The organism is Nostoc sp., from assembly GCF_036917615.1.
Classification (GTDB): Bacteria; Cyanobacteriota; Cyanobacteriia; order Cyanobacteriales; family Nostocaceae; genus Nostoc.
This window is the reverse complement of sequence record NZ_JBALCZ010000069.1, coordinates 166,003-192,148: the sequence shown is the minus strand read 5'-3', so window position 1 is coordinate 192,148 and position 26,146 is coordinate 166,003. Positions and strand designations below refer to the sequence as shown.

Annotated in this window: 21 protein-coding genes; 8 read left to right on the top strand and 13 right to left on the bottom strand. The window is 42.5% G+C overall.

The window, feature by feature from the left end:
• Window positions 1-95 precede the first annotated feature (95 nt).
• Window positions 96-1,145, top strand: coding sequence for a retropepsin-like aspartic protease family protein (locus V7K85_RS25620; RefSeq protein ID WP_334817797.1), 1,050 nt, complete (start codon window positions 96-98; stop codon window positions 1,143-1,145).
• Here the strand turns inward: V7K85_RS25620 and trpD are convergent.
• From trpD to V7K85_RS25605, 3 genes are all read right to left on the bottom strand, one after another.
• Window positions 1,075-2,190 carry an anthranilate phosphoribosyltransferase gene (trpD, locus tag V7K85_RS25615; protein WP_334817795.1) on the bottom strand — a complete coding sequence of 372 codons (1,116 nt, stop codon included), beginning with the start codon at window positions 2,188-2,190 and terminating at the stop codon, window positions 1,075-1,077. The two genes, V7K85_RS25620 and trpD, sit on opposite strands and share 71 nt — an antisense overlap.
• Before the next feature lie 80 nt (window positions 2,191-2,270).
• Window positions 2,271-3,152 (bottom strand): DNA adenine methylase, encoded by an 882-nt coding sequence (locus V7K85_RS25610; protein ID WP_334817793.1) that lies wholly within the window; start codon window positions 3,150-3,152, stop codon window positions 2,271-2,273.
• A 159-nt stretch (window positions 3,153-3,311) separates the two neighbouring features.
• Complete coding sequence (locus tag V7K85_RS25605; RefSeq protein ID WP_334817791.1) at window positions 3,312-5,588, bottom strand: dynamin family protein; 2,277 nt, start codon at window positions 5,586-5,588, stop codon at window positions 3,312-3,314.
• Window positions 5,589-5,787: 199 nt separating this feature from the next.
• Here V7K85_RS25605 and V7K85_RS25600 point away from each other — a divergent pair, with 199 nt between their 5' ends.
• Window positions 5,788-5,967: a high light inducible protein gene (locus V7K85_RS25600; RefSeq protein WP_334817789.1), complete on the top strand. Its 180-nt coding sequence runs from the start codon at window positions 5,788-5,790 to the stop codon at window positions 5,965-5,967.
• Window positions 5,968-6,069: 102 nt separating this feature from the next.
• Here V7K85_RS25600 and V7K85_RS25595 read toward each other — a convergent pair whose 3' ends face one another.
• From V7K85_RS25595 to V7K85_RS25580, 4 genes are all read right to left on the bottom strand, one after another.
• Window positions 6,070-7,161 carry a hypothetical protein gene (locus tag V7K85_RS25595; RefSeq protein WP_334817787.1) on the bottom strand — a complete coding sequence of 364 codons (1,092 nt, stop codon included), beginning with the start codon at window positions 7,159-7,161 and terminating at the stop codon, window positions 6,070-6,072.
• Between the two features lie 193 nt (window positions 7,162-7,354).
• Window positions 7,355-10,330, bottom strand: coding sequence for a molecular chaperone (locus tag V7K85_RS25590; protein ID WP_334817784.1), 2,976 nt, complete (start codon window positions 10,328-10,330; stop codon window positions 7,355-7,357).
• A gap of 230 nt (window positions 10,331-10,560) precedes the next feature.
• Window positions 10,561-13,110, bottom strand: a complete 2,550-nt coding sequence (locus V7K85_RS25585) for a proteasome protein (protein WP_334817783.1) — start codon at window positions 13,108-13,110, stop codon at window positions 10,561-10,563.
• A 717-nt stretch (window positions 13,111-13,827) separates the two neighbouring features.
• Window positions 13,828-14,784 carry an aldo/keto reductase gene (locus V7K85_RS25580; protein WP_334817781.1) on the bottom strand — a complete coding sequence of 319 codons (957 nt, stop codon included), beginning with the start codon at window positions 14,782-14,784 and terminating at the stop codon, window positions 13,828-13,830.
• Window positions 14,785-15,008: 224 nt separating this feature from the next.
• Between V7K85_RS25580 and V7K85_RS25575 the strand changes: the two genes are divergently transcribed.
• Both V7K85_RS25575 and V7K85_RS25570 read left to right on the top strand, forming a co-directional pair.
• Window positions 15,009-15,749, top strand: a complete 741-nt coding sequence (locus V7K85_RS25575; RefSeq protein WP_334817779.1) for an SDR family oxidoreductase — start codon at window positions 15,009-15,011, stop codon at window positions 15,747-15,749.
• 14 nt (window positions 15,750-15,763) lie between these two features.
• Window positions 15,764-15,958: a hypothetical protein gene (locus tag V7K85_RS25570; protein ID WP_334817777.1), complete on the top strand. Its 195-nt coding sequence runs from the start codon at window positions 15,764-15,766 to the stop codon at window positions 15,956-15,958.
• Between the two features lie 149 nt (window positions 15,959-16,107).
• Here V7K85_RS25570 and V7K85_RS25565 read toward each other — a convergent pair whose 3' ends face one another.
• From V7K85_RS25565 to V7K85_RS25540, 6 genes are all read right to left on the bottom strand, one after another.
• Window positions 16,108-17,157 carry a cyanophycinase gene (locus V7K85_RS25565; protein WP_334817775.1) on the bottom strand — a complete coding sequence of 350 codons (1,050 nt, stop codon included), beginning with the start codon at window positions 17,155-17,157 and terminating at the stop codon, window positions 16,108-16,110.
• Window positions 17,158-17,826: 669 nt separating this feature from the next.
• Window positions 17,827-18,078: a hypothetical protein gene (locus V7K85_RS25560; protein WP_334817773.1), complete on the bottom strand. Its 252-nt coding sequence runs from the start codon at window positions 18,076-18,078 to the stop codon at window positions 17,827-17,829.
• 3 nt (window positions 18,079-18,081) lie between these two features.
• A complete protein-coding gene (locus V7K85_RS25555) occupies window positions 18,082-19,740 on the bottom strand; it encodes a pentapeptide repeat-containing protein (RefSeq protein WP_334817771.1) in 1,659 nt (552 codons plus the stop codon).
• A 75-nt stretch (window positions 19,741-19,815) separates the two neighbouring features.
• The gene (locus tag V7K85_RS25550) at window positions 19,816-20,037 is read right to left on the bottom strand and encodes a hypothetical protein (RefSeq protein ID WP_334817769.1); all 222 of its coding nucleotides are present in this window, start codon (window positions 20,035-20,037) and stop codon (window positions 19,816-19,818) included.
• A gap of 208 nt (window positions 20,038-20,245) precedes the next feature.
• Window positions 20,246-20,710 (bottom strand): type II toxin-antitoxin system VapC family toxin, encoded by a 465-nt coding sequence (locus V7K85_RS25545; protein WP_334817767.1) that lies wholly within the window; start codon window positions 20,708-20,710, stop codon window positions 20,246-20,248.
• The gene (locus V7K85_RS25540; RefSeq protein ID WP_334817765.1) at window positions 20,700-20,912 is read right to left on the bottom strand and encodes a hypothetical protein; all 213 of its coding nucleotides are present in this window, start codon (window positions 20,910-20,912) and stop codon (window positions 20,700-20,702) included. Before V7K85_RS25540 ends, V7K85_RS25545 begins: the two co-directional genes overlap by 11 nt.
• A gap of 245 nt (window positions 20,913-21,157) precedes the next feature.
• Between V7K85_RS25540 and V7K85_RS25535 the strand changes: the two genes are divergently transcribed.
• From V7K85_RS25535 to V7K85_RS25520, 4 genes are all read left to right on the top strand, one after another.
• Window positions 21,158-21,343 carry a hypothetical protein gene (locus V7K85_RS25535; RefSeq protein ID WP_334817763.1) on the top strand — a complete coding sequence of 62 codons (186 nt, stop codon included), beginning with the start codon at window positions 21,158-21,160 and terminating at the stop codon, window positions 21,341-21,343.
• A 346-nt stretch (window positions 21,344-21,689) separates the two neighbouring features.
• On the top strand, window positions 21,690-23,567 hold the full coding sequence (locus V7K85_RS25530; RefSeq protein ID WP_334817761.1) for an NAD(P)H-quinone oxidoreductase subunit F: 1,878 nt from the start codon (window positions 21,690-21,692) through the stop codon (window positions 23,565-23,567).
• 51 nt (window positions 23,568-23,618) lie between these two features.
• On the top strand, window positions 23,619-24,329 hold the full coding sequence (locus V7K85_RS25525; protein WP_334817759.1) for a carbonic anhydrase: 711 nt from the start codon (window positions 23,619-23,621) through the stop codon (window positions 24,327-24,329).
• A 255-nt stretch (window positions 24,330-24,584) separates the two neighbouring features.
• Window positions 24,585-26,081: an NADH-quinone oxidoreductase subunit M gene (locus tag V7K85_RS25520; protein ID WP_334817757.1), complete on the top strand. Its 1,497-nt coding sequence runs from the start codon at window positions 24,585-24,587 to the stop codon at window positions 26,079-26,081.
• The last annotated feature ends 65 nt before the right edge of the window (window positions 26,082-26,146 follow it).

The window sequence follows — 26,146 nt, the reverse complement described above, 5'->3', positions numbered from 1 at the left end:
AGCAATTGGGAGTTTTTAGAATAGTTAATTAAAATTAAAAGGGAATTAAAGTAGCGGGAGTGGCTTTGGCAAAGCTTGGGCAGTTAAAATTAATTATGCTTCAGTCTTTTTTATCCCGTGCAACCCTAATTTTTCTATCGAGCGCTCTAGCGGTTTTGTGTGTTGGCTGTAGTGAAGACAAACAAAACACTGCGACTGGTGGCAATGAGCAACCCGCACCAATTGGGGATCTGGCATCAATCCAGCCTGCCGTCGAACCAACAACACCAGCAGCTACCCCAGAAGCGCAGCCGCTAGAGCCATTTGAAAGTGAACCAAGTCTTTTTGAGATGGGGCGAGACAAAGCTGTTGGCGCTTGGAGTATCAGCCAATCTGCTCAATCTCCAGATGATTGGAAATTGGTGGCGAGTCAGTACCAGGATGCGATCGCGCTGATGCAAAGAGTGCGGCGACAAAGCCCAGAATTTGCGATCGCTCAAACCAAAATTACTGAATATCGGCGGCAAATCAAATATGCCCAACAGCAAGCGACTCCTCGCCCTGTGCGCGTTGCCGAACCGAAGAGGATAGTAGTTCTTGTTCCCCACACAGCAATTACACCAAAGTATACCTTACCTCTATCGCCTCCACAAGAAACAAAACCGTTACCACCAGACCCAGGTTTGCCCTCATCAGTAGTGCTGATTCCAGATGAAGCAGTATTTACAGCCCCGATTAAAAGGCGGATTGGTGGAACGCCAATTGTCGAAGTCACCTTCAATGGTCAGCGACAATTTGAGATGATTGTGGATACAGGAGCCAGTGGCACTGTAATCACCCAAGACATGGCCAATGCTTTGGGAATAGTGCCAGTAGGGAAAGCGAAGGCAAACACCGCTAGTTCTAGAGCTGTAGAATTTCCTGTGGGCTATGTTAATTCGATGGCAGTTGGCGGGGTAATAGTGAATAAAGTAGCAGTAGCGATCGCAGGTGCAGAACTAGAAACTGGACTTCTAGGACATGACTTTTTTGGCAACTACGATGTCACCATCAAACGTAATGTGGTAGAATTTCGTCCGCAATCGCGATCGCAAATCAATTCCCCAGAAACTCAACTAACTGCTCCAACTTTGTCCAAGCTGCGCCACTTTGTAGGATATCCTTAGCGACTTTAATACCTTGGGCATGATCCAGCAGAGCGATCGCACCCGCTACTTGCAGCGCCAACGACGCATTCAACGCTACTGCATCCTGTTGCGCCTGAGTTCCCTTACCTTGCAGTACTGCCTTGAGAATCACCGCATTCTCTTGGACATCCCCACCCCGAAGCATACCTATGGGAGCAGGCGTTAAATCCAAATCCAGGGGATTAATCGTAGTTAACTGCACTTCTCCATCTGATAACACCGCTAAGTCAGTTACATCTCCTAACCCAGCCTCATCAAGTTTTTCTCGCCCGTGCAGCACAATTGCCTTTTCCTTGCCCAAATTCTGTAAAGCTTCGGCAACAGTTGCCAAAAGTTTTGGAGTAAATAACCCTACCACTTGCCCAGTTGGACGCAAGGGATTTACTAACGGCCCGAGCAAATTAAAAACTGTTCGCACTTTCAAAGTCCGCCGTAATGAGGCAACCGCCTTGAGTGCTGGATGCCAACCAGGGGCAAATAAGAAAGTGATCCCCACTTCTTGTAGTGCTGCTTGCACTTTTTCACTAGGGGCATTCAAATTTACACCCAAAGCTTCCAATACATCTGCACTTCCCGTGAGACTTGACGCTGAACGATTGCCGTGTTTGGCGACGGGTACGCCAGATGCTGCGGCGACAAATGCAACTGCTGTAGAAATATTAAAGGTTGATGATCCATCTCCACCAGTGCCACAGGTGTCAATTAGGGGGATTGGGGATTGGGGATTAGGGATTAGGGATTGGGTAGATTCTTGCCCAGTCCCCAGTAAAGAGTCTCCAGTCCCCAGTTTTGATTGAGATTGTAATACTTCAGCCATGCCAGTCAACTCGTCGGCAGAAATGCCTCTAAAGTTCAGCGCTGTTAAAATAGCCCCTGATAACTCTGGGGGAACCGCTTCATTGAGCCATCCTTGCATCAATTCAGCAGCTTGAGTACGGGACAAGGATTGGCCATCTATTAATTGTTGCAGCAGGAGATACCAGCTAGCAGAAGATTCTTGAGCAGGGATTGGGGAAGTTATCATAGCTAAGGTTTATATGTTGTAGCTATATTGAGAGCTATGGGGTTATCCTACCGGAAAATTGGAAGCTATTAAAGTTAGGTTTAAATCTCAAGGCTTAATTGCAAAGCTGGATTAGCAAGATTCTGAACTTGTGATTTTTTTTCCAAATCAAGTTTTACTTCGTAGTTAGTAATGAATAACTCTTTTCCTTTCGCTGCACCACTCTGCTTATAGTTATTCATCCCATACTGTAATTCCCACTCTGAGATATTAGCCCATTGGAAATTTTCTCGAATGTGCAGTGAGTCATCATAGGTAATTAGCCAGCGATGATAACATTGTTGCAAAAGGTTAGCAAATATTTGATGCTCAAAAGAAGTGTGCAAGTCACCCTTTTTACCATATAGCTTTGATTTTGTAGCACTAAAATATGGTGGATCTAAAAATACAAATACATCTTCTCCTGCTGATTTTAATAGATGACTGTAATCCAAATTAGTAATTTGGACATTTTCTGATAAAATACCTTTTAATTTTTCTAATCGTTCTATTGAAGAATCAGTAAATCTTTTATAAAAAGCTTGTTCAGAAAAACCACCTGATTCTACAGTTCCTGAAAAAGTAATTCTGTTTAGTACGAAAAAACGAACTGCTCTTTCTAAATCAGATAAATTATTGACATCTACGCTAGTTAGTTCTGCAAATAATAATTTACCATCTGTATATTTAACTTTAATATGCCGAATTTCTTTAACTAACTGAGCTAGATCGGATTGGGCAAACTTCCAGAATAAGAATAATTCGCGGTTTAAATCGTTAATCCAAATCTTGATATGCGGAAACTTTTGTCTTAAATAAATAAATACAGAACCACCACCTACAAAAGGCTCTCGAAATTCTGAAAAATTCTCTGGCAAGTATTCAACTATTTGATTTATTGCTTTCGATTTACCACCAGGATATCGCAAAGGGCTTTTGAGCATAATTTAGGAATCGTCACATTTCGGTTAACTCACCAGAATTTAAAATTATAAGCTAATAACAAAAGTCCTCCAAAGAGGACTTTGCACTTTACATGGGTATCTCAGCTAGACTACGAAAAAGCAAGAATATTTCTCTCAGATTTGAGAATATGTTACTACTCAACATTGGTACTTAATGTTAGACCAAGGAATTCCAGCAAAAAAATCCCTATTTACCTTTAATATCTCAATGATTTTCTCAATGCAATCTTTTGATTCTATTGTAGGAGATATTATCTCACGCTGATGATCAAGATATTTGTTCCAATCACCTTCTACTACATCAGCTACTTTTTCAAAACCATCAGATGTGTCTTGCCAGAATTTATCAATTACTTTGAGGAACTGTTCACATACACTCTGTTTATCAAAATATTTAACAACTTTTTTGGCTAAATGCTTTTGCCATGATTCTGTCCAAGAACTCCATAAGTTTGTTACAGCCAAACCTATCGTAACAGATAAACCTATCCCAAGGACAATTGGGCCACCTATGGCCGCTACGAGAGTCATTATTCCAGCAGTACCACCACTAAAACCAAAACCAACCCCAAGTGCTGATAAAAAACTGACGAATTTAGCAACTAAGATGTAACCGCCAAGATTTCCAAAAGATATTGCCCAAGCCGCCAAAGCACCAAAGCTACTTAAACCTGCAACTGCGCCCATAACAGATGCTTCCCAATCAAAACGAAAATTTTTGGAATTTGTATGTTCTCCTGATTTGTATCCATTAAATTCTGCTTCTGGGTAGCCTTGAAAGAAAGTATCAAGTTCTGTCCTGAATTTTTCAGAATTTTCTTTCATAAGGTTTTCTAACTCATTTTGAAGTTTTTCAACCAGATACCCAGCAAGATATTCCTGCGCTTCTTTTTTGTCATCGTACTTTTGGCGAATGATTTGTTCTACAGCATCAACATTGAGTAGTTCTTCTGTATACTTCTGAAAATCAATTCTGGTATTTTTTTTTAATTTATCTATATTTTTCCTAACGTTGTCACGTTTAAGTTTATTTTCTTGCTGCCGAACAGACTCATTTTCTGTCAATACACTTAATTGTGATCGTTGTGCATTTTGTGCTTCTATATCAGCAATACTTGTGTTATATGTATCAATCAAGCTAGTATACTTTTTTGTATTATCCTCCTTTATAGCTTTCATTTCTCGTTCAATACGGCATATACGTGCTTGAGGTAGAGAATCGCCAAGTATATTGGTTAATTCATCAAATAGGTGCTGACATCTATCCGGTCTTTCTGACCAAAAAGTGAAGAATCTTTCTCGTACTTCTGCTTCAGTGATGGCGCGATTTGTTTTTTCTCTACGACGCTCTAGAACAGTTTCGCTGAGGTTTTTATAAAATCTTTTTGAAGCTTTATCTGAGATTTCTTTCAGCTGATGGTCAGAGATACTTGGATCAGCATGAGTCGCTACAATGAAGAAATTGCCTAGTGTTGGGAAATTATTGCATTCAGTTTCTGGAGCAGGAAGTAAGCGTAGTAAACCGCCAAGGCGAATCATGTCTTGGCCGTTAATATGACCTTTGGCTGGCGAAGCATACAGCAATATATCGGCTATCTGTGCAGCACTAGTAGCTTTTTCAACGTCCTTTGAGACTTCATTAGGTTGATCAGAATAGCCTGGGAGGTCTATTAGGTTGCAGGCTTTTAGTAGAGGAGAATCGATATAAACTACGGCTGCATGAGCTGCTACATCATCATTGCTACCATGTACTCCATATTTCTGCAAAATATGAAAGTTTCCTGCTTGTAAACAATACTGCTCGCAACGTTCTTTGTCATCTAGAAGTAACAAGTCAATTATTGGTTTACCACTCTCATCTTTTAACCAAAAGTTTTCATCAAAAACCAAGACATCTTGTTTGAACCATTCGGGGCGGTCTTCTACATGGCGAACAAATGTAATTACTCTAGTGGCTGGTTGATAACCAACTGGTAAATTTTTGCTACCCAATAGAGCATTTGCTAAGTGTGATTTACCAGCGTCAAAGCCTCCTGTCAGTGCTAAATTAGGTTTTTGCTTATAGAGCTTCAGTTGCTTTTTGAGATCATGTGGTGTAGCTGGTGGTGTTGGTATATCTAGTTTGCCTACGGGATGACTAGCATCAATGTACTGATTGAGTAAATTTAGTTTGTGATAAAGTTCAGCATATGGAGTTCCTGGATCAATTCCTTTGAGTGGTGGTGTTGATGCTGATATAGCAGTGGCAATATCAAGCCCAAATATTCCCAGCCATTTTTCTAAAAGCCCCATTGGAACTGTTTCAGGCTTTTGCTCATAAATACAAACTTCTTCATGGGAGATGCCCAGTACATTAGCAACCTGTACTTGACCCATGCCTACTTTCTGACGATATCCCAGTAAGTCGATATTCATTGTTGTATCTCAACTGCACTATTAATATTACTTATGTTGTTATGGTATAAATATTAATCTACCAGCCAGTAGGGATTACCCACCCTTATTTATGGGAAAGAATTTTGCTTTGAGTTTATGTTGCATTTTCGTAAAAGTCTGTTACATTACTTTACAGGCAGTTATACCTGTTACAACATAAAAGCTCGGAGTATTATTTATGGCAGACGTTAAGAAAACTACGGCTTTGGTTCCAGAAGATCCTAATGCTTTACGCTGGGGCTTTACTCCTCAGAGCGAAAATTGGAACGGTCGTTTTGCAATGATTGGTTTTATATCTGCTGTTGCGCTTGAAGTGTTTTCTGGCCAAGGAATTTTACACTTCTGGGGCATCCTTTAGATTTAAAGGTTTTTACCTTCATTAGATTATGAGGCAAGGCGGGGATTAGTAAAATTGTCTGCCTTGCCTCATAATCTCAAGAATTAGAAAACTCGCCAGCAACTAACGTGATGAGCGAAATATTACACGACCTGGAGATTCTTCCTGATTAATTCGCGCGTATACCCGAAGACAAGTTAAGACTTCCCCAGGAATACCACCACAGTCTAGTTGTAAGTCATCCTTGGATGAAGCACAGATATCTGCATAATGTCCCGATAATTGACGAATTCGCACTTCATTACCTGCATTAATTGCCTCATCAGCGACTTTCTTCAGGATGCGTCGTGATTCGTGTTGTAGCTTTCCCCACCAAGAATAGCGTTCAGCCGGTGGTACGAATACTAGGGAATGTATGGCCTCGTCCATGTCAATCCAAGCACGAAGAGTTGACAGCGGATCAGCATTTTCCTCAGCTTTTTGGATGCGTTGGAAGCGATCGCTTAAAGCATCAATATATTGATGGCGCTGTTCTGGTTTGGAGTGTAAAGAGATGACATCGAAGCTAAAAACGCTTTTTAAAGCATGATGTAAATCTGGGTCTATTTCAATAAAATTCATATATAAAAATAGGAATGCTGCTGGTAAATCGGATGCATTACCTTGGGAAATTTGAGAATTTGAAAGTGCTTGTTGATATAAGCTCAATCCCTGAGTTTGAACAGTACCACTAAGCCCAGGGTAGATAATTTCATCGCGGATAAAGGGAAGTTGATAGAGATTAGAATTATCTGCGATCGCACCAACTTCTTGAGCCAGATCCAAGGTGCGTTGTCGCCAAGATGCAGCTAAATCCTCTGGGACTCGCAGCAGTTTGCGTTGAATCTCATTCCACAAATCAGAATCTGTTTGACTTTGCAGTTGGGAATTACCCAGATAATAACTAAGTTCTGAGTCAGAATCGAAAGCTTCTCGAAGGTGACTTAGTTTTAACTCATTTGGCGGATCTTCCCAACCAGTATTTTGCTGTGGCGGTGTAGGTTGCAACAGGCTATGAAGTTCTTGCAGCACATCATCGCATACCTTGGCTCCTGGATCTAGTGGAAATTCTGTGCGAGCCTGATTTAAAGTAGCCTCTAATCCATAGAGGTTAAACCACAGTAACCGGGCTAACTCCGAGTTATTTATCTCTAATAGCTGACGCAAGTGCTGCATGAATATTGCCTCCAAATATTACCTGTATGTAATGATTTTTCTAAAAACCTCACGCAAAGGTTTTCTTAGTACAGCATTTCATTAATTCGTAGCGAATTAAATTTGGCAAAACTCTGCGCCCCTACCTTGCAAGAAGGCGAAGCGCCTATGCGCTGAAAAACTAAACTTTTGCGTGAGGCTATCATCACTCTAGTTAATGTATGCCGCAAAATGGATCGCGTTCTTTATCAACTTCATTGGGTTGCAGCTCTAATTCAGCAAAATAAACGCATCCCTCTTCCTTCAGGCATTCCTGACTTTTTGATGTCCAGTAAGGCACTTCACCAGCGTGCATCCGCAGAATACCTTGATCATCGAGAGTTACACGATATTGGCAAGGGTAATCTGTTGTCACATCTGGTTTGCTGAGTGCGCCAATTCTTATCCATTTTTTACTATTAGTTTCGGCATCTGTTTGATAAACATAGAAAGTGTGCTGGCCAGTTTGCGGAAAGGGAGGTAAGGGATTACTAATTAACCCGATTCCTGGTTGCGTCACCCCATCGCGCAAATAGTGAAATTTTTGGAACGTTCTACTACCATCATTTCCTACTTCAAATACAAGATGATAGGCATCTGGTTGATCAACAGTTGCTGACTCAATAACATTGACGGCAATATCACCATCATTCAAGTTTTTATTGAAGCCTTCTACAGCCAGATTCCAGTTCAATTTACCATCAGTAAAGAGTGCTGAAGTTTCTGAAACTACCGATTCCAAATCAATGCCAGGAATATCAATTAAATAATGAGGATTTCCCTGACAAAGCAACACACTAAATTCAAGGGTTTGGTCAATTTCAAACTGGACTTTAAGTTTTTTCAGAAACTCTGCTTCTTGCATTACCAGTTTATTCATGAGGTTTTTGCCATCGAAGCTACCCCATAGTCGTAAATCTCCATCCTCGTAGTCTTGACGGTAAATAATATTAGTTAGTTGGATTCCTTGCCATGCAGTACGAACCTTAGCAACAGTTTCCCAAGGTGCTAGTTGATAGAGTTCTTGTCCAGCCTTGAATATAGTTAGCAAATCGTTACTTTGGGTTTTGCGTTTGAAGTTGCAGGGCAAATAATAAAACAGGTTTTTGACATCAATTTCTAGCTGGTTGGCTCCCTTACGCAGCAAGCTTTTTGACTCTTCTGGATCGAATCTCAATCTTCGCAGTTTCTCAGCATAGCAAGCACCAGCGGAGGTGGCTAATTTGGTAAATTCCAATACAAAGGTAATTCGTTCTGGATTCCAGACAAAATATGGAGACTTACTAAATTCCTGGTAGATTTGGCGCTGCACTATGTCTAAATTACAAGTTTTACCAGACAAAATTAACCAATCAACTTTTTGGGAATTCCAAGAATCTTTGGTGAGATCATCGGGACGCAAGCGACTTTCCATCAATCCTTTAGCAATACCGATCGCTTCTTTAATTCCGGAAGCGGCGGCTCGTTCAAATTGCTGGTTATCTAGAGTAACGCAGATGTTATTTGGATCATTGACTTGCAATTTTACGGCGCTTTGGGTAAGCAGTTCAGAAATTTGCTGCTCAGAAAGTGTGAAGGTTAATAAAGAATTCTCTACTGGTGGTTTTTGTCCAAGTTTAAGTTTAGCTGCTTCTGCATGATCCCAGAGAATATAAAAGGATTGCAGACGTTGGGGTGCTTGTTGCCAACGGGTGGGCAATACTTTCTCAGCAGTATCTAGGGCATCTTTGTAAGCAACATCGCCTTCTGGATTTTCCTTGTCGAGACATTTTAAAAGACTGCCACTTTTGAATTTGCCTTGCTCTAAAAAGCGCTCGTTTAACTCAGAGTTAATTAAATCTTCGAGCTTTTCGCTGTCAAGATCACCTGTTGTTACTGCTGTCAATAAAAAGTCGGCGATCGCAACTTTTAATAATCTAAAAATTCGCAGTGTAATTAATTCCCCGCCTAATTGTAAATGACCGGATGACCCTAATAGTTTCGGGGTAAGTTTATAGTAACGTCCTCCTAAACCCCGGTCTTCATAATCAGCAAAAGTAGGGGTTTTATCTTCTAAAGTCAGTTCAATTAAAGCTAAGTCTGTGGTTCCCCCGCCAATATCCAAGACGAGAACATTTTGTGACCATTTGTTTCCTGCTTGGTGACAACGAGTTTTAAATGACTCAATTCCAATGTTGAGATTACCGCCAAATTCTCGCCATAAAAAGAATATTGCTACGGAAACGGCTTCATCATAAGCAGTTTGTACATCATCGATTCCCAATTCCTCAACCAGTTCCCTAACTTCCTTGCGAACAACTGGTGGGGCGACAGTGGGGTAGGTGACAACTGCTGTCAAAAAATCTCCTTCTGAAAACCTACGTTGTGCGCGTTGGCGATAATCTTCAGTTAACTCAATTAAATGCGCCCAAGCAGATTGGATCAGGTGGTTAGCGGTAATTATTTCTTCTTCACCATCCAAAATAACTGAAAACAACCGCTCCTGACCAAAATAGCGTTTGGGTGAATGGTGAAACCTGCTGATAATTTCCTTTAAAGAACTGCTTGTACCTTGAGCGATCGCTTTTTTTCGGTTATCTCTAGCTTCCCTACCCATCCGCAGTTTTAAGTCTCCTAATTGCGAAATTTCCGACTCGCTAGGAATTTCCGTGTCACGGCGATCGATATCCAGCACAACTGAGATCAGATTTTGCGACTCTAGGGTAGGGACGCGGAACACCTCATGATAGATTTGGTAAAGTTTTTTGCTGACAGCCCGGCGGAATCTCTCGCTGTTTCCTAAAGAAAGTTCAATTTGGCGAATTGCTTCCAAAAATCGCTCTTTATTATCACTTTCAAATACTTCACTCAATTTTCTTGGATCTATCTCCAGGTTTTTGCTAATTTCTGTAATAAACTTTTCCCAATCATCATCGCTAACATCTGGTAAAGCTTCTGAGGCGGGAGAACTTAGCCATTGTGATAAGCGATCGCGCAACCGCATTTCTTGTTCTTTTGGTAAAATTTCTGCGATCGGTACTTCAATCGGATCAAAAAGTGTGACTGTAGAATTCGATGTACCAAAATCTAAGGCAAACCATCCTGGAAATCTTTTTTGTTGTTTTTCGCTTAATTGTTGCTCGGTATAGTTGTTGAGTTGAAAAGGGTTCATTATAGTATCACTTTCTGTTAGGTATTGGGAATTGAGCATTGAGAATTTGGTACTATAGCAATCCTATTTGAGTTATGAAAATTATAGAATTGCCTTCTCTGCGAGATGCTCCGCCAACGCGCAGAGAAGGCGGTAGCCTGCGGCAAGGCGCTTTGCGTCTACGTAAAAAAAATTAGCTATTCTTCCAACGGGATAAAAGTAGTTATTTCTCCCGCTGCTCTATTCCCCAGTCACGAAATATCTAAGTAAGAAATAGAGGCAATTTCTAAAAGAATCTGCAACCAAGTCGGAATTTCTATTTCAGATGGCAATTCCCCAGCTGCCAAATATCTCAGCAAAGTTTCTTTTTTTGAGATGTTTTGCAAACTAGGAATAATTTGATCCAAAATGCCTTCTATTTCGGAATTAATTTGCTGATTAACTTCGCTAACATACTGCACAAGATGGAGACTGGCGCTAGCAGTAATTTCATCTCGCAGTCGCAGTACTAAAAGTTGGTGATTGCTTGATCTTGGTAAACCTTGGCTTTTCTCTGGTGCCCAGTCAAAGATTTGACCAACGTTATGTTTGTCGTCTTGACGTGCTAGGGGAAAGATGATTTCGGGTGCAACGGTTTTATCTTTGCTACTGATTTCGGAGAGAATTGCTTCTTTCCATTCGTTAGGATCACATCCTAGTAATAATTTGAAAAAGAGATCAGCATCTTCAAAACCAAATTTTTCTTCAATTTCTTGTTCCATTTCTGGATGGAAAAATGCCTGCAAGTGTTCGCGTTCTGGGGCTACAAAAATTGACAATTGGTTCAACAAATCTACTACTGCTTGATGGATGCGATCGCGGGCAAAATCTTCTACTTCTTTAACAGTTTTTTCAAATACTGGATAAAAATCATCACTCTTAGTCGGAAGGGAGCTATTTACACGGTTTCCCCGATCAAATAATTTCCCGGCTGCACCTTTAGATTCTGCCAGAGCGATCGCTCCATTGTTGGCTTTGTTGAAGAGTAAAGTCCATTGGTTCCAATTGAGGATTCTAAAGGTGAGTTCATCTTTCACTACATCGCTGACAACAACACCGCGCCGGTCTTTGAGCGGTTCTTTCCCTAAATCTTTTTGAAAATTCCTGTAGATTTTATCCAAGCTTTCGACCATAAAGCGCAACTCGATAAAAGCGGGACTGTCTCCTGTGGAGATGCCTTGCTCGTGAATTTCATCTATGATGTCTTTCAAGTGATCTTGTTGCTGACTCACCACATTAGCAGCTCTTTTAGTATCTTCATACAGTTGCTTTAGACCATGAGTAGCTACGTGGGTTTGAATCAATTCCCGCAGCTTACTAAGACCCCCATCTTGACTAAAGTAACCCAGCTGTCTGCCCAAATAGCTGCGGGTGTCAGATTCTAGCAACCGTTCACTTAATAGCTCCCATTTTTCTTGTAGCCGTTTAGACCGATCTAGGTAATCAGGATAGTCTAAGTTAGCCAAAAACTCTGGTGAGCCTGCTTTGACTGTAGTAGAACGTTTTGCTAATTCAGCCAATCCCAACAGTGGCGACAGTAAAACGATGTGATCTTTTTGGGTTGTAAAGGCTTCTGCACCGTCAATGGTAGTTTGCAGAACTTTGAGTTTTTGGAAAACCGTTTCTTCCTGCAAATGGCTATTAGCTGGGCTATCTTCAATCAGTTGGTCAAGTTCTCTTTCGCCACCCTCGCTGTCTAAAGGTAGTTGATCGAAGCGACCCACACCTACGAGAATTAAATCTTTCAGGTCTTGTCCCGGTCGCTGCTGCTGCATCATCGTAAAGATTTTATTGGCGCGATCGCTACCGGGAGATTTACCATTTAGCAGTACTAAAATCGTCTGAACTTCTGCCAATTCCCGCAGTGACAAAAAGGTATCTCTAGCCCCGGAATTAGCAGCCCCCAATCCGGGAAAGTCGATAAGAATAAATTTAGCTGCGTCTGCAAAATCCCAAATTTCCCGTGAGATTTTCACATCGATATCGACGCGGCGGATCAGTGGGAAACTGTTTTGCAATAACTTTGTTGGTAGCCTCTGGGGTGGACTCGGTAATCGGATATGCGCTGGAGGTAGATCCTCAAATTTCAGAGTTTGGATTGCCATTGGCTGTTCGACTAGCTGTAGCCCCTCGTGGGCGGTGGTAGCATCAATCTGGTAGCGGCCACCACACAGAACTTCCCCATAAGCTTGATAAGCCCGCAGGAATAATACCAACTCCCGGAGTAAATAACGTAGCTCCAAATTATTACTACTATTCCATGCTTCTTCACACCAGCTAATAATATCTTTGCCAGAATTGAGTTTTGATACTGGTATAGGAGGAAGCCCTGCTGCTGTTGTCCGTTTATTGGTTTCCCCTAGCATGAAGCGTAGACACTCATGTACTCCTTGATGAGAAAGATACTCTACAGTAAAATTACTTAATTGAGTAGTTGCAAAGTCGTCTTGCGGGATGATATGTATGGCGGTAACATTACCTGTAGTCGGGTTTTCACTGACTGGCAAAGCATCTGCATATCCAATTAGACTGCCTAAAAGTAAGGTTTTCCCACTACTGAATTCCCCCATCACACCAATTTTGACAGGCGAGGTTGCAAGGTCTACAGTTTTCTGGGCAGCTGACCGCAGACGAAGCAGACAGTCATCAAGACTAGCTGGAACCCAATCTTCTTGTTTAGAAGGGTACTGGGGCACAGAATCTATCTTTCGGAGGATGAATTCGCCGTACTCCTTAAAACGGCCCAGTTTATCTGGTTCCATAAAGTAGTTTCCGCCTAACATGAATTTCTGTGAGCTTTATAACATATAAAATGCGATCGCCAGCCATTGTTGCAACCTGTTGATATCACATTTAGCATTTCTATCATTTAATTTACGATTTTGGTATAAGGCGTTTTGAACGCTCAAGAGAATTTTGAAAAATTGAGTTTGAATTGGAAAATTAAAAAAGAATACATTCGTCATAATCCAGTATTCAGGATGAATCAAGTGGAGTTCTATACCACCAGATGATTGGAGACTGCCTAGTATAAATGTGGGAATTAAACTCTTTTATACAGCGGATTTGAAGAGGATGTCCGAAAAGTATTAGGTGAATTCAATGAGACTATTGGCGAATTAAACGAGGGTATTACCAAACATCCCACAATAATGGCAGAGGAATTACGATTAGAGGATGTTTGAAAAGTATTTTTCGTAACATCAAAGTCTCGGAAACCTAACCCCCCTAGCCCCCCTTCCCTACGAGGGAATGGGGGTTTCAAAGCCTCTCTCCGCTTCGGGGAGAGGTTTGGAGAGGGGTTTCTAGTATACTTTACGACTTTTCAAACAACCTCTTAGTCAAAGGGAATAGTTCCTGTAATCATTCTGGACTTGAATACTGATACAAAGCTGACAATAAGTGATGATCATCATCACTTATTGTCAGTGCCAAAGATTGCCGTTCTGTTTTCGACTTTGGTAGGCGGTTCAGAGATTTTATGGATTCTCGCGCAGGAAAGTGCCAATCTGATCTAGTTCCTGCTGATTGAGGCGAAATTCTCCAGCACCAATGATTCCTTCCACCTGCTTTGGATTGCGTCCGCCAACGATCGCTCCTGTCAGCGCCGGATTATTTAAAGTCCAAGCGATCGCCACCTCACCGGGGGAGCGATCATGTTGTTGACCAATGTGCTGCAATACTTCCACCAGCTTCAGGTTACGAGATAGACGTGGCTCCTGAAATTCACTATTATTCTTGCGCCAATCATTATCTGGGAAATTAACAACCCGCTCAGGTGTCATCTTTCCTGTAAGCAAGCCAGATTGCATCGGTGAATAAACAATCACACCTATGTTGTTTTCCTTACAAAAAGGTAAAATCTCCTTTTCGACATCCGGCTTAACTAGTGAATAAGGCGGTTGCAATGAGGTAACTGGTGCAATCTCCTGGGCACGTTTCAACTGTTCTACATTGAAGTTTGAAACCCCAATATTGCGAACCTTCCCCTCATCCTTGAGCTTGGCGAGAGTCGTCCAGCCTTCTTCAACTTCTGAGTCAGGGTTGGGCCAGTGGATCTGATAAAGGTCGATAGTTTCAATATCGAGTCGGCGTAGACTAGCTTCAACTTCCCCCCGCAGAGAATCGGCCTTCAGGCTGTTACCCATTTTGCCCTTTTCATCCCAAATCAGTGAGCATTTAGTGAAAATGTAGGGGCGACTAGATCGACCTTTGAGCGCTTTAGCAACAACCTCCTCAGAATGCCCCAGACCATAGACAGCTGCGGTGTCAATCCAATTAACGCCGAGGTCGAGAGCGTGATTGATCGCTGCGATCGATTCCTGGTCATCCTGCTCTCCCCAACCAAAAGCCCATCCACCTCCACCGATCGCCCAGGCTCCAAAACCAATTGGGGTAATGTGAAGCTCCGAATTGCCGAGTTGTTTGGTTTGCATATCTAGCTTTTCCAAGAATTTTTGAGTCAATTGCTAGTTTAGGCTGCAAATATTTTCTCAACCGCTATCAAAAGTGTGAATGACTACTGGTGGAAACACAACAGCCAATCACTACTTATGTAGGATTACTAAATTATGAATGTTATGTTGACACATACCTCTTATACACTAGACTTGCTCGAAAATAGTAACAGTGTCAGTGTTTATCAAAATAGAGAAGTAATATGTCAGAAGATTTAAAAGGCAAAGTTGCGCTAATTACAGGTGCAAACAAAGGTATCGGGTATGAAATTGCACGCCAATTAGGTTCTAGAGGTGCAACTGTTCTTGTTGGTGCAAGAGATATCGGACGTGGTGAACAAGCAGCGAATAAACTTCGTTCAAATCAAATCGATGCCCGATCAATTCAGCTTGATGTCATCGACCAAAAAACAATCGACTCTACGGCTGAAAAAATCGAGAGCGAATTCGGGAAACTTGACATCCTTGTGAACAATGCTGGGATACTAAGTGATGGCGATCGCCTTCCACCTAGTCAAGTTGATATTGAAACACTGCGACACACTTACGAGACAAATGTATTTGGAGTGTTTGCAGTTACAAAAACGCTGTTGCCACTCTTAAAGAAGTCAAAAGCAGGGCGAATAGTGAATCTATCAAGTGGCTTAGGTTCTCTGACTCTAAACTCTGACCCAAATAGTGAGTTCGCTGATTCTAGGTATCTTGCTTATAACTCATCAAAGACAGCAGTGAATGCGATCACAGTTCTGTTGGCTGCTGATCTTAAAGATACCGCGATTAAAGTCAATGCTGCTAATCCTGGTTACACAGCAACTGACATTAATCAATACCAAGGGCACCGCACTGTTGAGCAGGGAGCGATCGCAGCAGTGAGACTTGCGACTCTCCCTGATAATGGTTCTAGCGGAGGGTTTTTTGATGAAAATGGCGTGGTTCCCTGGTAGAAAGTAAAAGGGCATTGGGCAGGAGGAGGAGTGTAAAACTTAGACTTGAGCTTCTGAAGGTGAACGTTGAGCTTCTGAAGGTGAACGTTGAGCTTCTGAAGGTGAACGTTGAGCTTCTGAGGGTAAACGTTGAGCTTCTGAGGGTGAACGTTGAGCTTCTGAGGGTGAACGTTGAGCTTCTGAGGGTGAACGTTGAGCTTCTGAGGTAAACGTTGAGCTTCTGAGGGTGAACGTTGAGCTTCTGAGGGTGAACGTTGAGCTTCTGAGGGTGAACGTTGAGCTTCTGAGGGTGAACGTTGAGCTTCTGAGGCTGAACCTTCAAGTTTTAACTCCCCATGCCCTATGCCCCATGCCCCATTCAATAGGGATTTGAATCAATCCGTCCCCTTTTGACGCTTCTGAGATAGTACCCAGAAGTTGGTCTGTTTCTCAAGTTGAAGGTGTCGCCACTGCGAACTTTCCAAATTTTGTAATTGGAAAAGGTCAAAGGCGTTCGGGGTTGGCATACTTCCGGCATATGATTGCCAAGTACAAAGTACGCTGCACCCCTACCTATAACTTTCACCAAACCGTTTTTATCCACAAGAACCGATGTACTTTCACTAACTGCTATGCCTAAAACACTGTTAGATACACCGTCCTTAATTTGACGGGCAATGAAAGTCATAATTCGACCCATTCTTTCCCGCCTGTCGAAGTGCGTATCTACAATAGTTCCCTGCAAATTGCTCCAATTGAAAAAGTTGTAAGTAAAAGTGATGTCCCGGTAAGGATCTTCGAGTGCATCCCTAGTTTCAATGCCTTTTTCGGAAGAAGCGCAAGCATCATACACACAATCACTTTGGATCATCGCACCCGCACTGGTGCCACCAACACCACCTCCCTTCAGGTAAACTGACTTAACGGCAGTTTCAAGCTTGGTATCTTTCCAGTTACGGATGTATTCACATTGGTCGCCGCCAGCAAAGAAAATCACATCAGCATTTTTGACTTTTTCAATAATCTCGGCTTTGTTTGCCTCTTGCCTATTGCTAATCACAAGAGTTTCCACAAACTTTACGCCCCTCATGTCATAAATTAGCCGATTGTAATCGTGATTACCATTAGTGCGGATAACTACAACATTAACTTTAGTGGCGGAGTTAGTACCTCCCCTAACTTGGTTAATCATCCACTGGATAGCATCATCGACATCGGGGCCACCCCCACCTAAGCTAAGGACTGGGCCCGCTAAGGAAGGACGGACATCGAAGGAGGGAGAGGGGGAGGGGCGGACATCAACAGTGTCACCCAAGAAGTAGCGTTTCCAGCTTTCGATAAAACGGTTTATTAGGAAGGTTCCCATATTTAACAACTTGATTCTTGTACTTTTCAAGCGCCTTGCTATGCTTGGGAATGCCTTTGTCATACTAAGCTTCTGGAGCAAACTGCAATTATTGCTAGGCTGTTACGCATTTTAATTGCTTATTTATTCGCGATCGCCCTTGGTCATTGGTCGTTAGTCACTCGTATTTACAAAGGACAAAGGACTAATGACAGTTTTAACGAAAAAATCCGCAATTTAGACGCGCACTAGCTTAACTCTGGCACTAGAGAGGGTAGAATTTCCAGCGTACAGGGCTTGTACTGTTTTTTAACGCGATAATAACCCAGAGTAATTATTAATTCTTTGCCCTACTCTGTGAATATCTGCACATTGCTTGTGTCTTTTATAGTGCTTCTCTTTTGGATACAATAGACCTCTTGCATAAATCAAAAATAAGAACCCCACCCCGCCAAAGCTACGCTTTGTCTCCCCTCTTTGCTTGCGGGGAGCAGGGTGGTTTCATACGAAAAAAGAAAAATACATAAGTTTTGATTTCTCGTTTTGTAGCATGGCTTTTTCCCTCTCTCCAAACCTCTCCCCCACGGGGGGAGAGGCTTTGAAACTCAGTTTTAAGTTTTTCTCTGCTTGTATGAAACCACCCTGGCTTGCGGGGAGGGGTTGGGGGTGGGGTGTTAGGGACTTTTGCAAGAGGTCTAATAAACCACGATACACGTTCTGGTCAGAGCATTTCTGTGTATTGGTGTCAAGAAATTATCCTAAACCGAATAATTTAGAAATCGCAGGCAATAATTTATTACCCGCTTCCACCAGCGAGGCAACAGCAGGTAAGCCTGTAAGTATCCCTTTCAACATGGTGATTGCAGTTTTTGCCGTCTTCTGCTTGGTGGATTCTTGGGGATTTTTACCCGCTTCTGCTAAAGCTTTCACCTGTTCTAGCGCTTCGGCTTTGTCTTCTTCTGGCAAATATGTAGATTGTATAATTGCATCTTGCAACTGCGACAATAATTATTTGATTCCTGGTTTTTCGGCATCTGGCGCATCAGGTAACTCATTGAGGACAATACTCACATTACCGCTAATGGTTCCCAGATTAGCAATAGAACTATTGCCAGCAATACCGCTTACATTACTGCTACCTTGAATGTTGATGCCGCTGATATCTGACATGATGGTATTTCCTTGTGTATAAGATTTAGGCTGCCCAAGTGCAGTTGTGATCATATTTTTTAAATCACTAATATAACTATCTTTTGCTACCAGCAATAATTGCTGACTCTGCGATAAAGCTTTGAGTTGATTATAATCATCAAAATATTCTGCACTCAGTTGAGATTTATCGCTAAGAGCTGCGGTTTTGGCTCTGAGCAAGATTTTATCATCGCCGCGTTTCTCCATTGCCACGATTTCTAACTCGGCTTCGGGATGGTTTTCGGCAAGGTTTTTGAAAGCAATGGCAACAGCGCGGGGGTCAACGCCTTGATTATGGTAAAGGTCGAGGGTGTCAAAAATTGGTTTGATAAAGTCGGCAAACTCGCCGTCTGCAAATACCTCTTGTTTATTATCAGGTTTGCGGAGGGGGTCGGGGTCATATGCAGTGGGTAAACGCATAAAGACATATTCACACCTCACCCCATGCAATTTAGTTGTATTTGTAATGCCCCAATCTTCGATGTACGCGCCGGTGAGAGTTGCACCTGTTAAATCTGTGCCGTCTAGTTGCGTTTGCTTCAGTTTTGCTCTTGACAAATCGGCATCTTGCAAGTTTGCTTCACTGAGATCAGCGCCGATAAAACTGGTATCAGCTAGATTTGCTGATTGTAAGTTGATACCCCGCAGGTCTTCACGGTAAAAATTCTTATCCTGTCCCTGTCCTGTAACCAGCAGTTGACGTACTTGTGAGTTTTGCAGATAAGTTGAGCCAGGACGAACACGGTCAAGCATTTTGGCTTGATGCCAACGGCTACAGATAAGAATAGTGTTTCGCAAATCTGTACTTTTGAGTGTGGTTTGGGTGAAATCAGCATTGGTTAAGTCAGCGCCACGAAAACTTGTACCTCCTGTTGCAGCAAAGGTAACAGCGATATTGCGAATTAAGGAGTGTTTTTGATCTCCTTTCATGGCTCGCCAACTGATGTAGATACTAAATAACGTTCCAGCGACGGCGACGGCTCCAGCGACGGCGACGGCTCCAGCGAAGGCTCCGGCTAAAGCGAAGGCTCCGGCTAAGGCTCCGGCGAAGGCGACGGCTAAGGCTCCGGCTGCGGTTCCGACTCTGGCGAAGGCGAAGGCGAAGGCGACGGCTAAAGCTCCGGCTACTACTCCTTGGCGAATTGTGACGAAGAAAAAGGCAATTAATACAATTAGGGTAGTCCAGCCGGCAATCTGCATCTCTAACCTGGAATCAAATATTAGTAATACCAAATAACCGTTGAAAGCCCATAACAATCCTGACAGTCCTGACAACAGCCACGAGACAATGACTAGTAAAATTGCCCAACGGCGTTGCAGTCCAGCTTTGGCATGGCTGAAGTTTGCACCTGTTAAATTAGCATTGGTGAAGTTTGCCCCTCGGATATCGGCATAGCTAAAGTTTGCACCCGCAAGGTCTTTTCTACCTTTGAAGTTGCGTCCTCGGAGATTTTGACCGGAGAAGTCTAAAGCCATGTTCCACTTTACAGAGGTGAGCAAATTTTACTACACGCTCACCCCTGTACATTCAGGAATGGTTAGATATATTTGTTAGTTGAGCTTCAAAGGTGCAACTTCGAGGGTTAAAGGCGCAACTTCGAGGCTCAGAAGGTCATCGTTGAGCCTCAGAAGGTCAACGTCGAGGTTAAAAGGTGCAATTTCGAGGATCAAAGGTGCAACTTCGAGGGTTAAAGGCGCAACTTCGAGGCTCAGAAGGTCATCGTTGAGCCTCAGAAGGTCAACATCGAGCCTCAGAAGGTCAAGGTTGAGCATCAAAGGCTCATTTTTGCACTTTTATATTAAAAGCGACTTAAATGATTTACCGCTGTTAGATGAAAAGTTCAAGATTATTGCGGTTTGTCAAGAGTCAAAACTAGGTAACTAGCTGAAAGCTCATACCTACACAATACGGTTCGGTTAACATGTTTGTCTCTCGAAGATCCCCCCAACCCCCCTTAAAAAGGGGGGCTTTTTTTGATATTTACCCCCTTTTGAAGGGGGTCGCCGCAGGCGGGGGGATCTTATCCGAACCGTATTGCATACCCACATGGGTGAAGTGAGCATCTGCGGTGAGGATTGTTTTAATGCTAAATTCTTGCATGACAACTATTGAGGTCAGGTCAGTGAAAGAAATAAGAGGCTTATCGATAAACTTAGAATGGAATGCTTCAGTTAGGGAAAAGCGTTCTTCAGTAATGCGGATTAAATAAAAGTGATCAGCTGAAAAAGCCGACAGTAGCACTTTCATGGATTGGTCTGCCAAAGGAGCTGCAAGTCGCCGAAAAAAGAAAGTAATCGTCTCGTCAAGAACGTAATCTGTTGTATAAATTTGCCCATTTTGAGCGATGGCACGTTGGTAAGCTTCTGTGGCTTCTTGGTGATAGCGTTCACTTCTGTCATGAAGCGTGAGCCAGCCCCATGTATCAATAAAAAGCTTAGTCGCCATAAAGTTCGTCGTCTAAGTTGGCAGCCAGGGAGCCGTGAGAGACTGCACCAATGAAGCCTGCAAGGGGATCGCTGCTTTGGGTGGGTGGGTTAGATGCTGGTGATAGAGTACCTGCAAGTTTTTGAACATACTGCAACACGTCTTTGAGGTGCTGCTCTGGCAGTTGTTCTATTGCGTCAAAAATGGCTTGTTTGGTTGTCATGGCAATGGCTCAAATTCCTGATGAATCACAGACTGCAATTGTGCTGCTTCTTCGTCGCTGATAATGCCTGCAAACTTTAACAGTGGATGAGTTGGAGTCTCTTGGTACTCAATTATGATTAAAACTAATTACTATTTTACTGGTAGCCCATCGGAGCGATGTATATCGGTAAGTGTGTTATGTGTTTCTCAAGTATTAATGTAGAGATAGGCACAGCACAATAATTTGCATTACAGGAAATACTGATGAACCGCTCGAAAATAATTGCTATTCTTACAGGTGCGATTTCGGTGATTTTAGCGATCGCCTACCTGATTCTAGTCCAACTCCTGGACTACCGGGACATGAAACCCGCCCCCATTAGTCAAGTTGACTCACCGCCTGCGATCGCTATCTCTCACTGGCAGGTTGACAAAATTACACAAATATAGATTACATTTAGTCGATTTGTAGAGACGCAATCAATAGCGTCTCTTGTCATTTAGATCAATTGATAAAACTAATGATCACTATAGATTCATTCCTCACTCAATGCATAGATAAAACTTAATAGCTATTATTCGTTACTTGAATAGTTCCTTATATAAGAAATTATTAGAGTTATTATCTCAAATTTATTTAGTAAAATAATTTCTTTTTGCTTCATATAAAGGTAAGCTATTTCTAACAAAATTAAGCAAAGATAAATTTGCCTTATCTGCAATTGCTGGGTTCACAGGGATCAACGCAAGTTGATTCAAAACCCGAAATTTTTGATGAAAATCTAGAGGTAAGTTGATGGCTCAGTTTCTACTTGAGACTGTTTGGCTAGTTCCTTGCTATGCCTTAATAGGTGGCTTGTTAGCCGTGCCTTGGTCGCCAGGGATCATTCGGAAAACAGGGCCAAGACCGGCGGGTTATGTAAACTTGGTGATGACATTTTTGGCGTTTGTGCATAGTGCGATCGCCTTACAAGCAACTTGGAATCAGCCAGCCCAAGAAGTATTTATTCCTTGGTTATCTACGGCTGGTTTAAACCTGACAATTGCTTTGGAAATTTCCTCGGTGAGTGTCGGCGCTATGGTTGTGATTACTGGCTTGAATTTGCTGGCGCAGATTTATGCGATCGGCTACATGGAAATGGATTGGGGTTGGGGACGCTTCTATTCTTTGTTGGGATTATTTGAAGCCGGATTATGTGCCCTTGCTCTATGTAATAACTTGTTCTTCAGTTATATAATTCTGGAAGTCCTGACGCTGGGAACCTACCTGCTAGTCGGCTTATGGTTTAGTCAGCCGTTGGTAGTCTCAGGTGCAAGAGATGCTTTTTTAACAAAGCGGGTGGGAGACTTATTCTTGCTGATGGGTGTATTGGCATTATGGCCTTTAGCTGGAACTTGGAATTATACAGAATTAGCCCAGTGGGCGGCGACTGCGAACGTCAACCCGACAGCAATCACACTGGTGGGTTTAGCTTTAATTGCTGGGCCGATGGGTAAATGTGCCCAATTTCCCCTGCATTTATGGTTAGATGAAGCAATGGAAGGCCCTGTTCCCAGTACAATTTTGCGGAATTCGGTAGTAGTCGCTAGTGGTGCATGGGTGCTGATTAAACTCCAACCTGTGTTAAGCCTGTCGCCGATAGTTTCCTCGGCGATGGTGGGAATTGGTGCGGTGACAGCCGTGGGTGCTTCTTTAATTGCGATCGCTCAAATTGACCTAAAACGCTGTCAATCCTATTCTGTCAGTGCATACATGGGCTTAGTGTTTATCGCTGTGGGAGTGCAACAAGACGAGGCAGCACTATTGTTAGTCCTTACCCATGCCATATCCGCAGCACTATTGGTAATGAGTACCGGCGGAATTATCTGGAATAGCATCACCCAAGACGTAACCCAACTTGGTGGACTGTGGAAACGCCGCCCAATTTCCGGAATCGCCTTTATCGTTGGAAGTTTGGGGTTAATTGGTTTTCCACCCCTGGGTAGCTTTTCGGCGATGCTGGAATTAGCAGATGGGTTATGGAAAACCCAACCTTGGTTAGTGGGAGTATTGATAGCGGTAAATGCTTTGACAGCCGTCAGTTTAACGAGAGAATTCGCTTTAATTTTTGGTGGTAAAGCTACACAAATGAGTGAGCGATCGCCTGAAGCCCACTGGCCGATGATTCTGCCAACAATGATTTTACTTGGTGTCAGTCTACATCTTTCTTTAGTGTTGCAAAGCTTATCACTTTTACCAGATTGGACAAACCTCAATAAAGATGTCGCACTACTTTTAATGTGGTCGAGTTTTCTCGGGTGCAGTATTACTGGCATAATTTATTTAGGGAATATTCCTAAACCGATTCGTTTGCCCTGGAAAGGTTTACAAGACTTAATCGCATACGATTTTTACACTCCCAATATCTATCGAATGACGATTATTTTCAGCGTTGCCAAGATTTCTCAACTTGCCGATATGATTGACCGCTTTGTAGTCGATGGCATCGTTAATTTCATTGGTTTATTTTCGCTATTAGGTGGCGAAGGTCTCAAATACAGCACCTCTGGTCAAACCCAGTTTTATGCCTTAACCGTCCTTTTAGGAGTAAGTGTTTTAGGAATGTGGGTAACTTGGCCATTTTGGGGAGTACAGTTTTTAAATTTTGTTTTTCAAATTTCGACACTTGGGTAGGAGTAACTATCCTACTAAAAGTTAACAGTTTCATATTTTAAGGAAAATTCCATGAGCAGACAACATCCCCAAATTAATCTTTCCAGAAGAAGTTTATTCAAGTTTGGTGCAGGTGCGATCAGTACAGGTGTATTGACAGCCGGACTTGGTTCAAATTTACTTGCAGCCGAAAAAAAACCAGTAGAAGATATTACGCCCGATAAAGCACTGCAAGAGTTATTAGATGGAAATGAAAGATTTGCCAAAAGAAAACGTCGTAATCCTGACCAAAGCTATTCACGTTTAGTCGAAGTTGCTAAAGGTCAAAAGCCTTTCGCTTCTATTCTCGGTTGTGCTGATTCACGAGTGCCTTCAGAGATTGTTTTTGACCAAGGACTTGGAGATTTATTTGTTTGCCGGATAGCTGGTAATATTGCCACAACACAGCAAATTGGTAGTTTAGAATTTGGCAGCTTAGTATTAGGCACCAAAGTCATCATGGTAGTAGGGCATGAAAGATGCGGTGCGGTACAAGCGGCGATTAAAGGTGATCCAGTACCGGGAAATATTGGAAGTTTGCTGGAAGCAATTAAACCAAGTGTAGAAAGTTCAAAAGGTAAATCAGGAGATATGGTAGAAAATGTTTGTAAAGCAAATATTTTGGCACAAATTAAAAAACTAAAATCATCGTCAGTTTTGTCTGAGTTAATCAAAGCAGAAAAGCTGAAAATAGTTGGTGGTTACTACGACTTAGATACTGGAGAAATTAGTATAGTAAGTTAGTTTTTTTGTCCTTTGTCATTAGTCACTTGTACTGAGTTTAGCCTGAGCGGCGTCGTTGGCGCAGCCTCTCGTAGAGAAGGGCGCAGTCGTAAAGCCTGCGGCATAGCTACGCTTAGGGCGCACTTGTGCTGAGCGTAGCCGTTGGCGCAGCCTCTCGCAGAGAAGTAGCCTCTCTAATAGTTGTATTGGTCATTGGCTAAAAATAAATCATAAAAGACAAAAGGCAAATAACCAAAAATAAAGGACAAGTATACCATGTTAAGTGTTTTGATTTGGCTCCCGATTTTCGCTGCTGTTCTCATAGCAATATTACCTGTAAGTATCCCTACTCATCGCATTCGTTTGACAGCATTAATTTTTTCGGCGATAGTTTTCTTCTGGAACCTTTTCATGCTGCTGAAATTTGATATCAGCAATCCGGGGATACAATTTGAAGAATATCTTCCCTGGAATGAAACTCTCGGTTTGAGTTATCAATTAGGTGTTGATGGGCTTTCTATATTGATGTTGGTCTTAAATAGCCTACTCACCTGGATTTCTATTTACAGCAGCAGTCAACAAACTGAACGCCCCCGTCTGTTCTACTCCATGATTTTATTAGTTAGTGGAGGAGTTGCGGGTGCTTTTTTAGCAGAGAATTTGCTGCTATTCTTCTTATTTTACGAACTAGAATTAATCCCCTTCTACTTACTAATTTCCATTTGGGGAGGGACAAAACGGGGTTATGCTGGGATTAAATTCCTGATTTATACTGCTGTTTCGGGAGCATTAATTCTGGCGACATTCTTGGGTATGGTGTGGCTGAGTGGTTCTACCAATTTTGCTTTTGATGCAGTCTCTACAGAAAATCTGTCAACAGCAAAGCAAATCCTTTTACTAGCAGGGATAGTATTAGGTTTTGGCATCAAAATTCCCTTGGTTCCCTTCCATACTTGGTTACCAGATGCTTACGTTGAGGCTTCAGCACCAATTGCCATTCTTCTCGGTGGTGTGTTGGCAAAGCTGGGAACCTATGGACTGCTGCGATTTGGGTTGGGTATGTTTCCCCATGCTTGGAGTATTATTGCACCGACTTTGGCAATTTGGGGAGCAGTCGGCGCTATCTATGGGGCAGTAATTGCGATCGCTCAAAAAGATATCAAGCGCATGGTAGCATACAGTTCCATTGGCCACATGGGCTATGTATTGCTAGCTGCTGCCGCCAGTACTCCCCTAGCACTCGTTGGTGCAGTCGCCCAAATGTTTAGCCACGGCATCATCCTGGCGATTCTCTTCCATTTGGTGGGAGTAGTGGAAGCCAAAGTCGGCACCCGCGAGTTAGATAAACTCAATGGTTTGATGAGTCCTATACGCGGCTTACCTCTAATTAGTGCCTTACTAGTTTTAAGCGGTATGGCTAGTGCAGGTATACCCGGTTTAACAGGATTTATCGCCGAATTTCTCGTCTTTCAAGGTAGCTTTTCTGCCTTTCCCATCTCAACAATTTTGTGTGTAGTAGCTAGTGGATTAACCGCAGTTTATTTCGTCATCCTCCTCAACCGCACTTGTTTTGGCAGACTCGATAATTTAGCCTACTATCCCAAAGTCCTATGGTCTGAAAAAATACCAGCTTTAATTTTGGCAGCTTTTATCATCTTTTTGGGAGTACAACCGACTTGGTTAGTGCGTTGGAGTGAATCCACAACTACAACAATGGTGGCTGCAATTCCCTCTTTGGAAAAAACCGTAATCTCTGAAGCGGTAAATAATTGAGAGTTGGAATTTAAACGCAGCGTGGCGCAAAGGGGCGCAGAGTTTGTGAATTCGATTCGCTATAA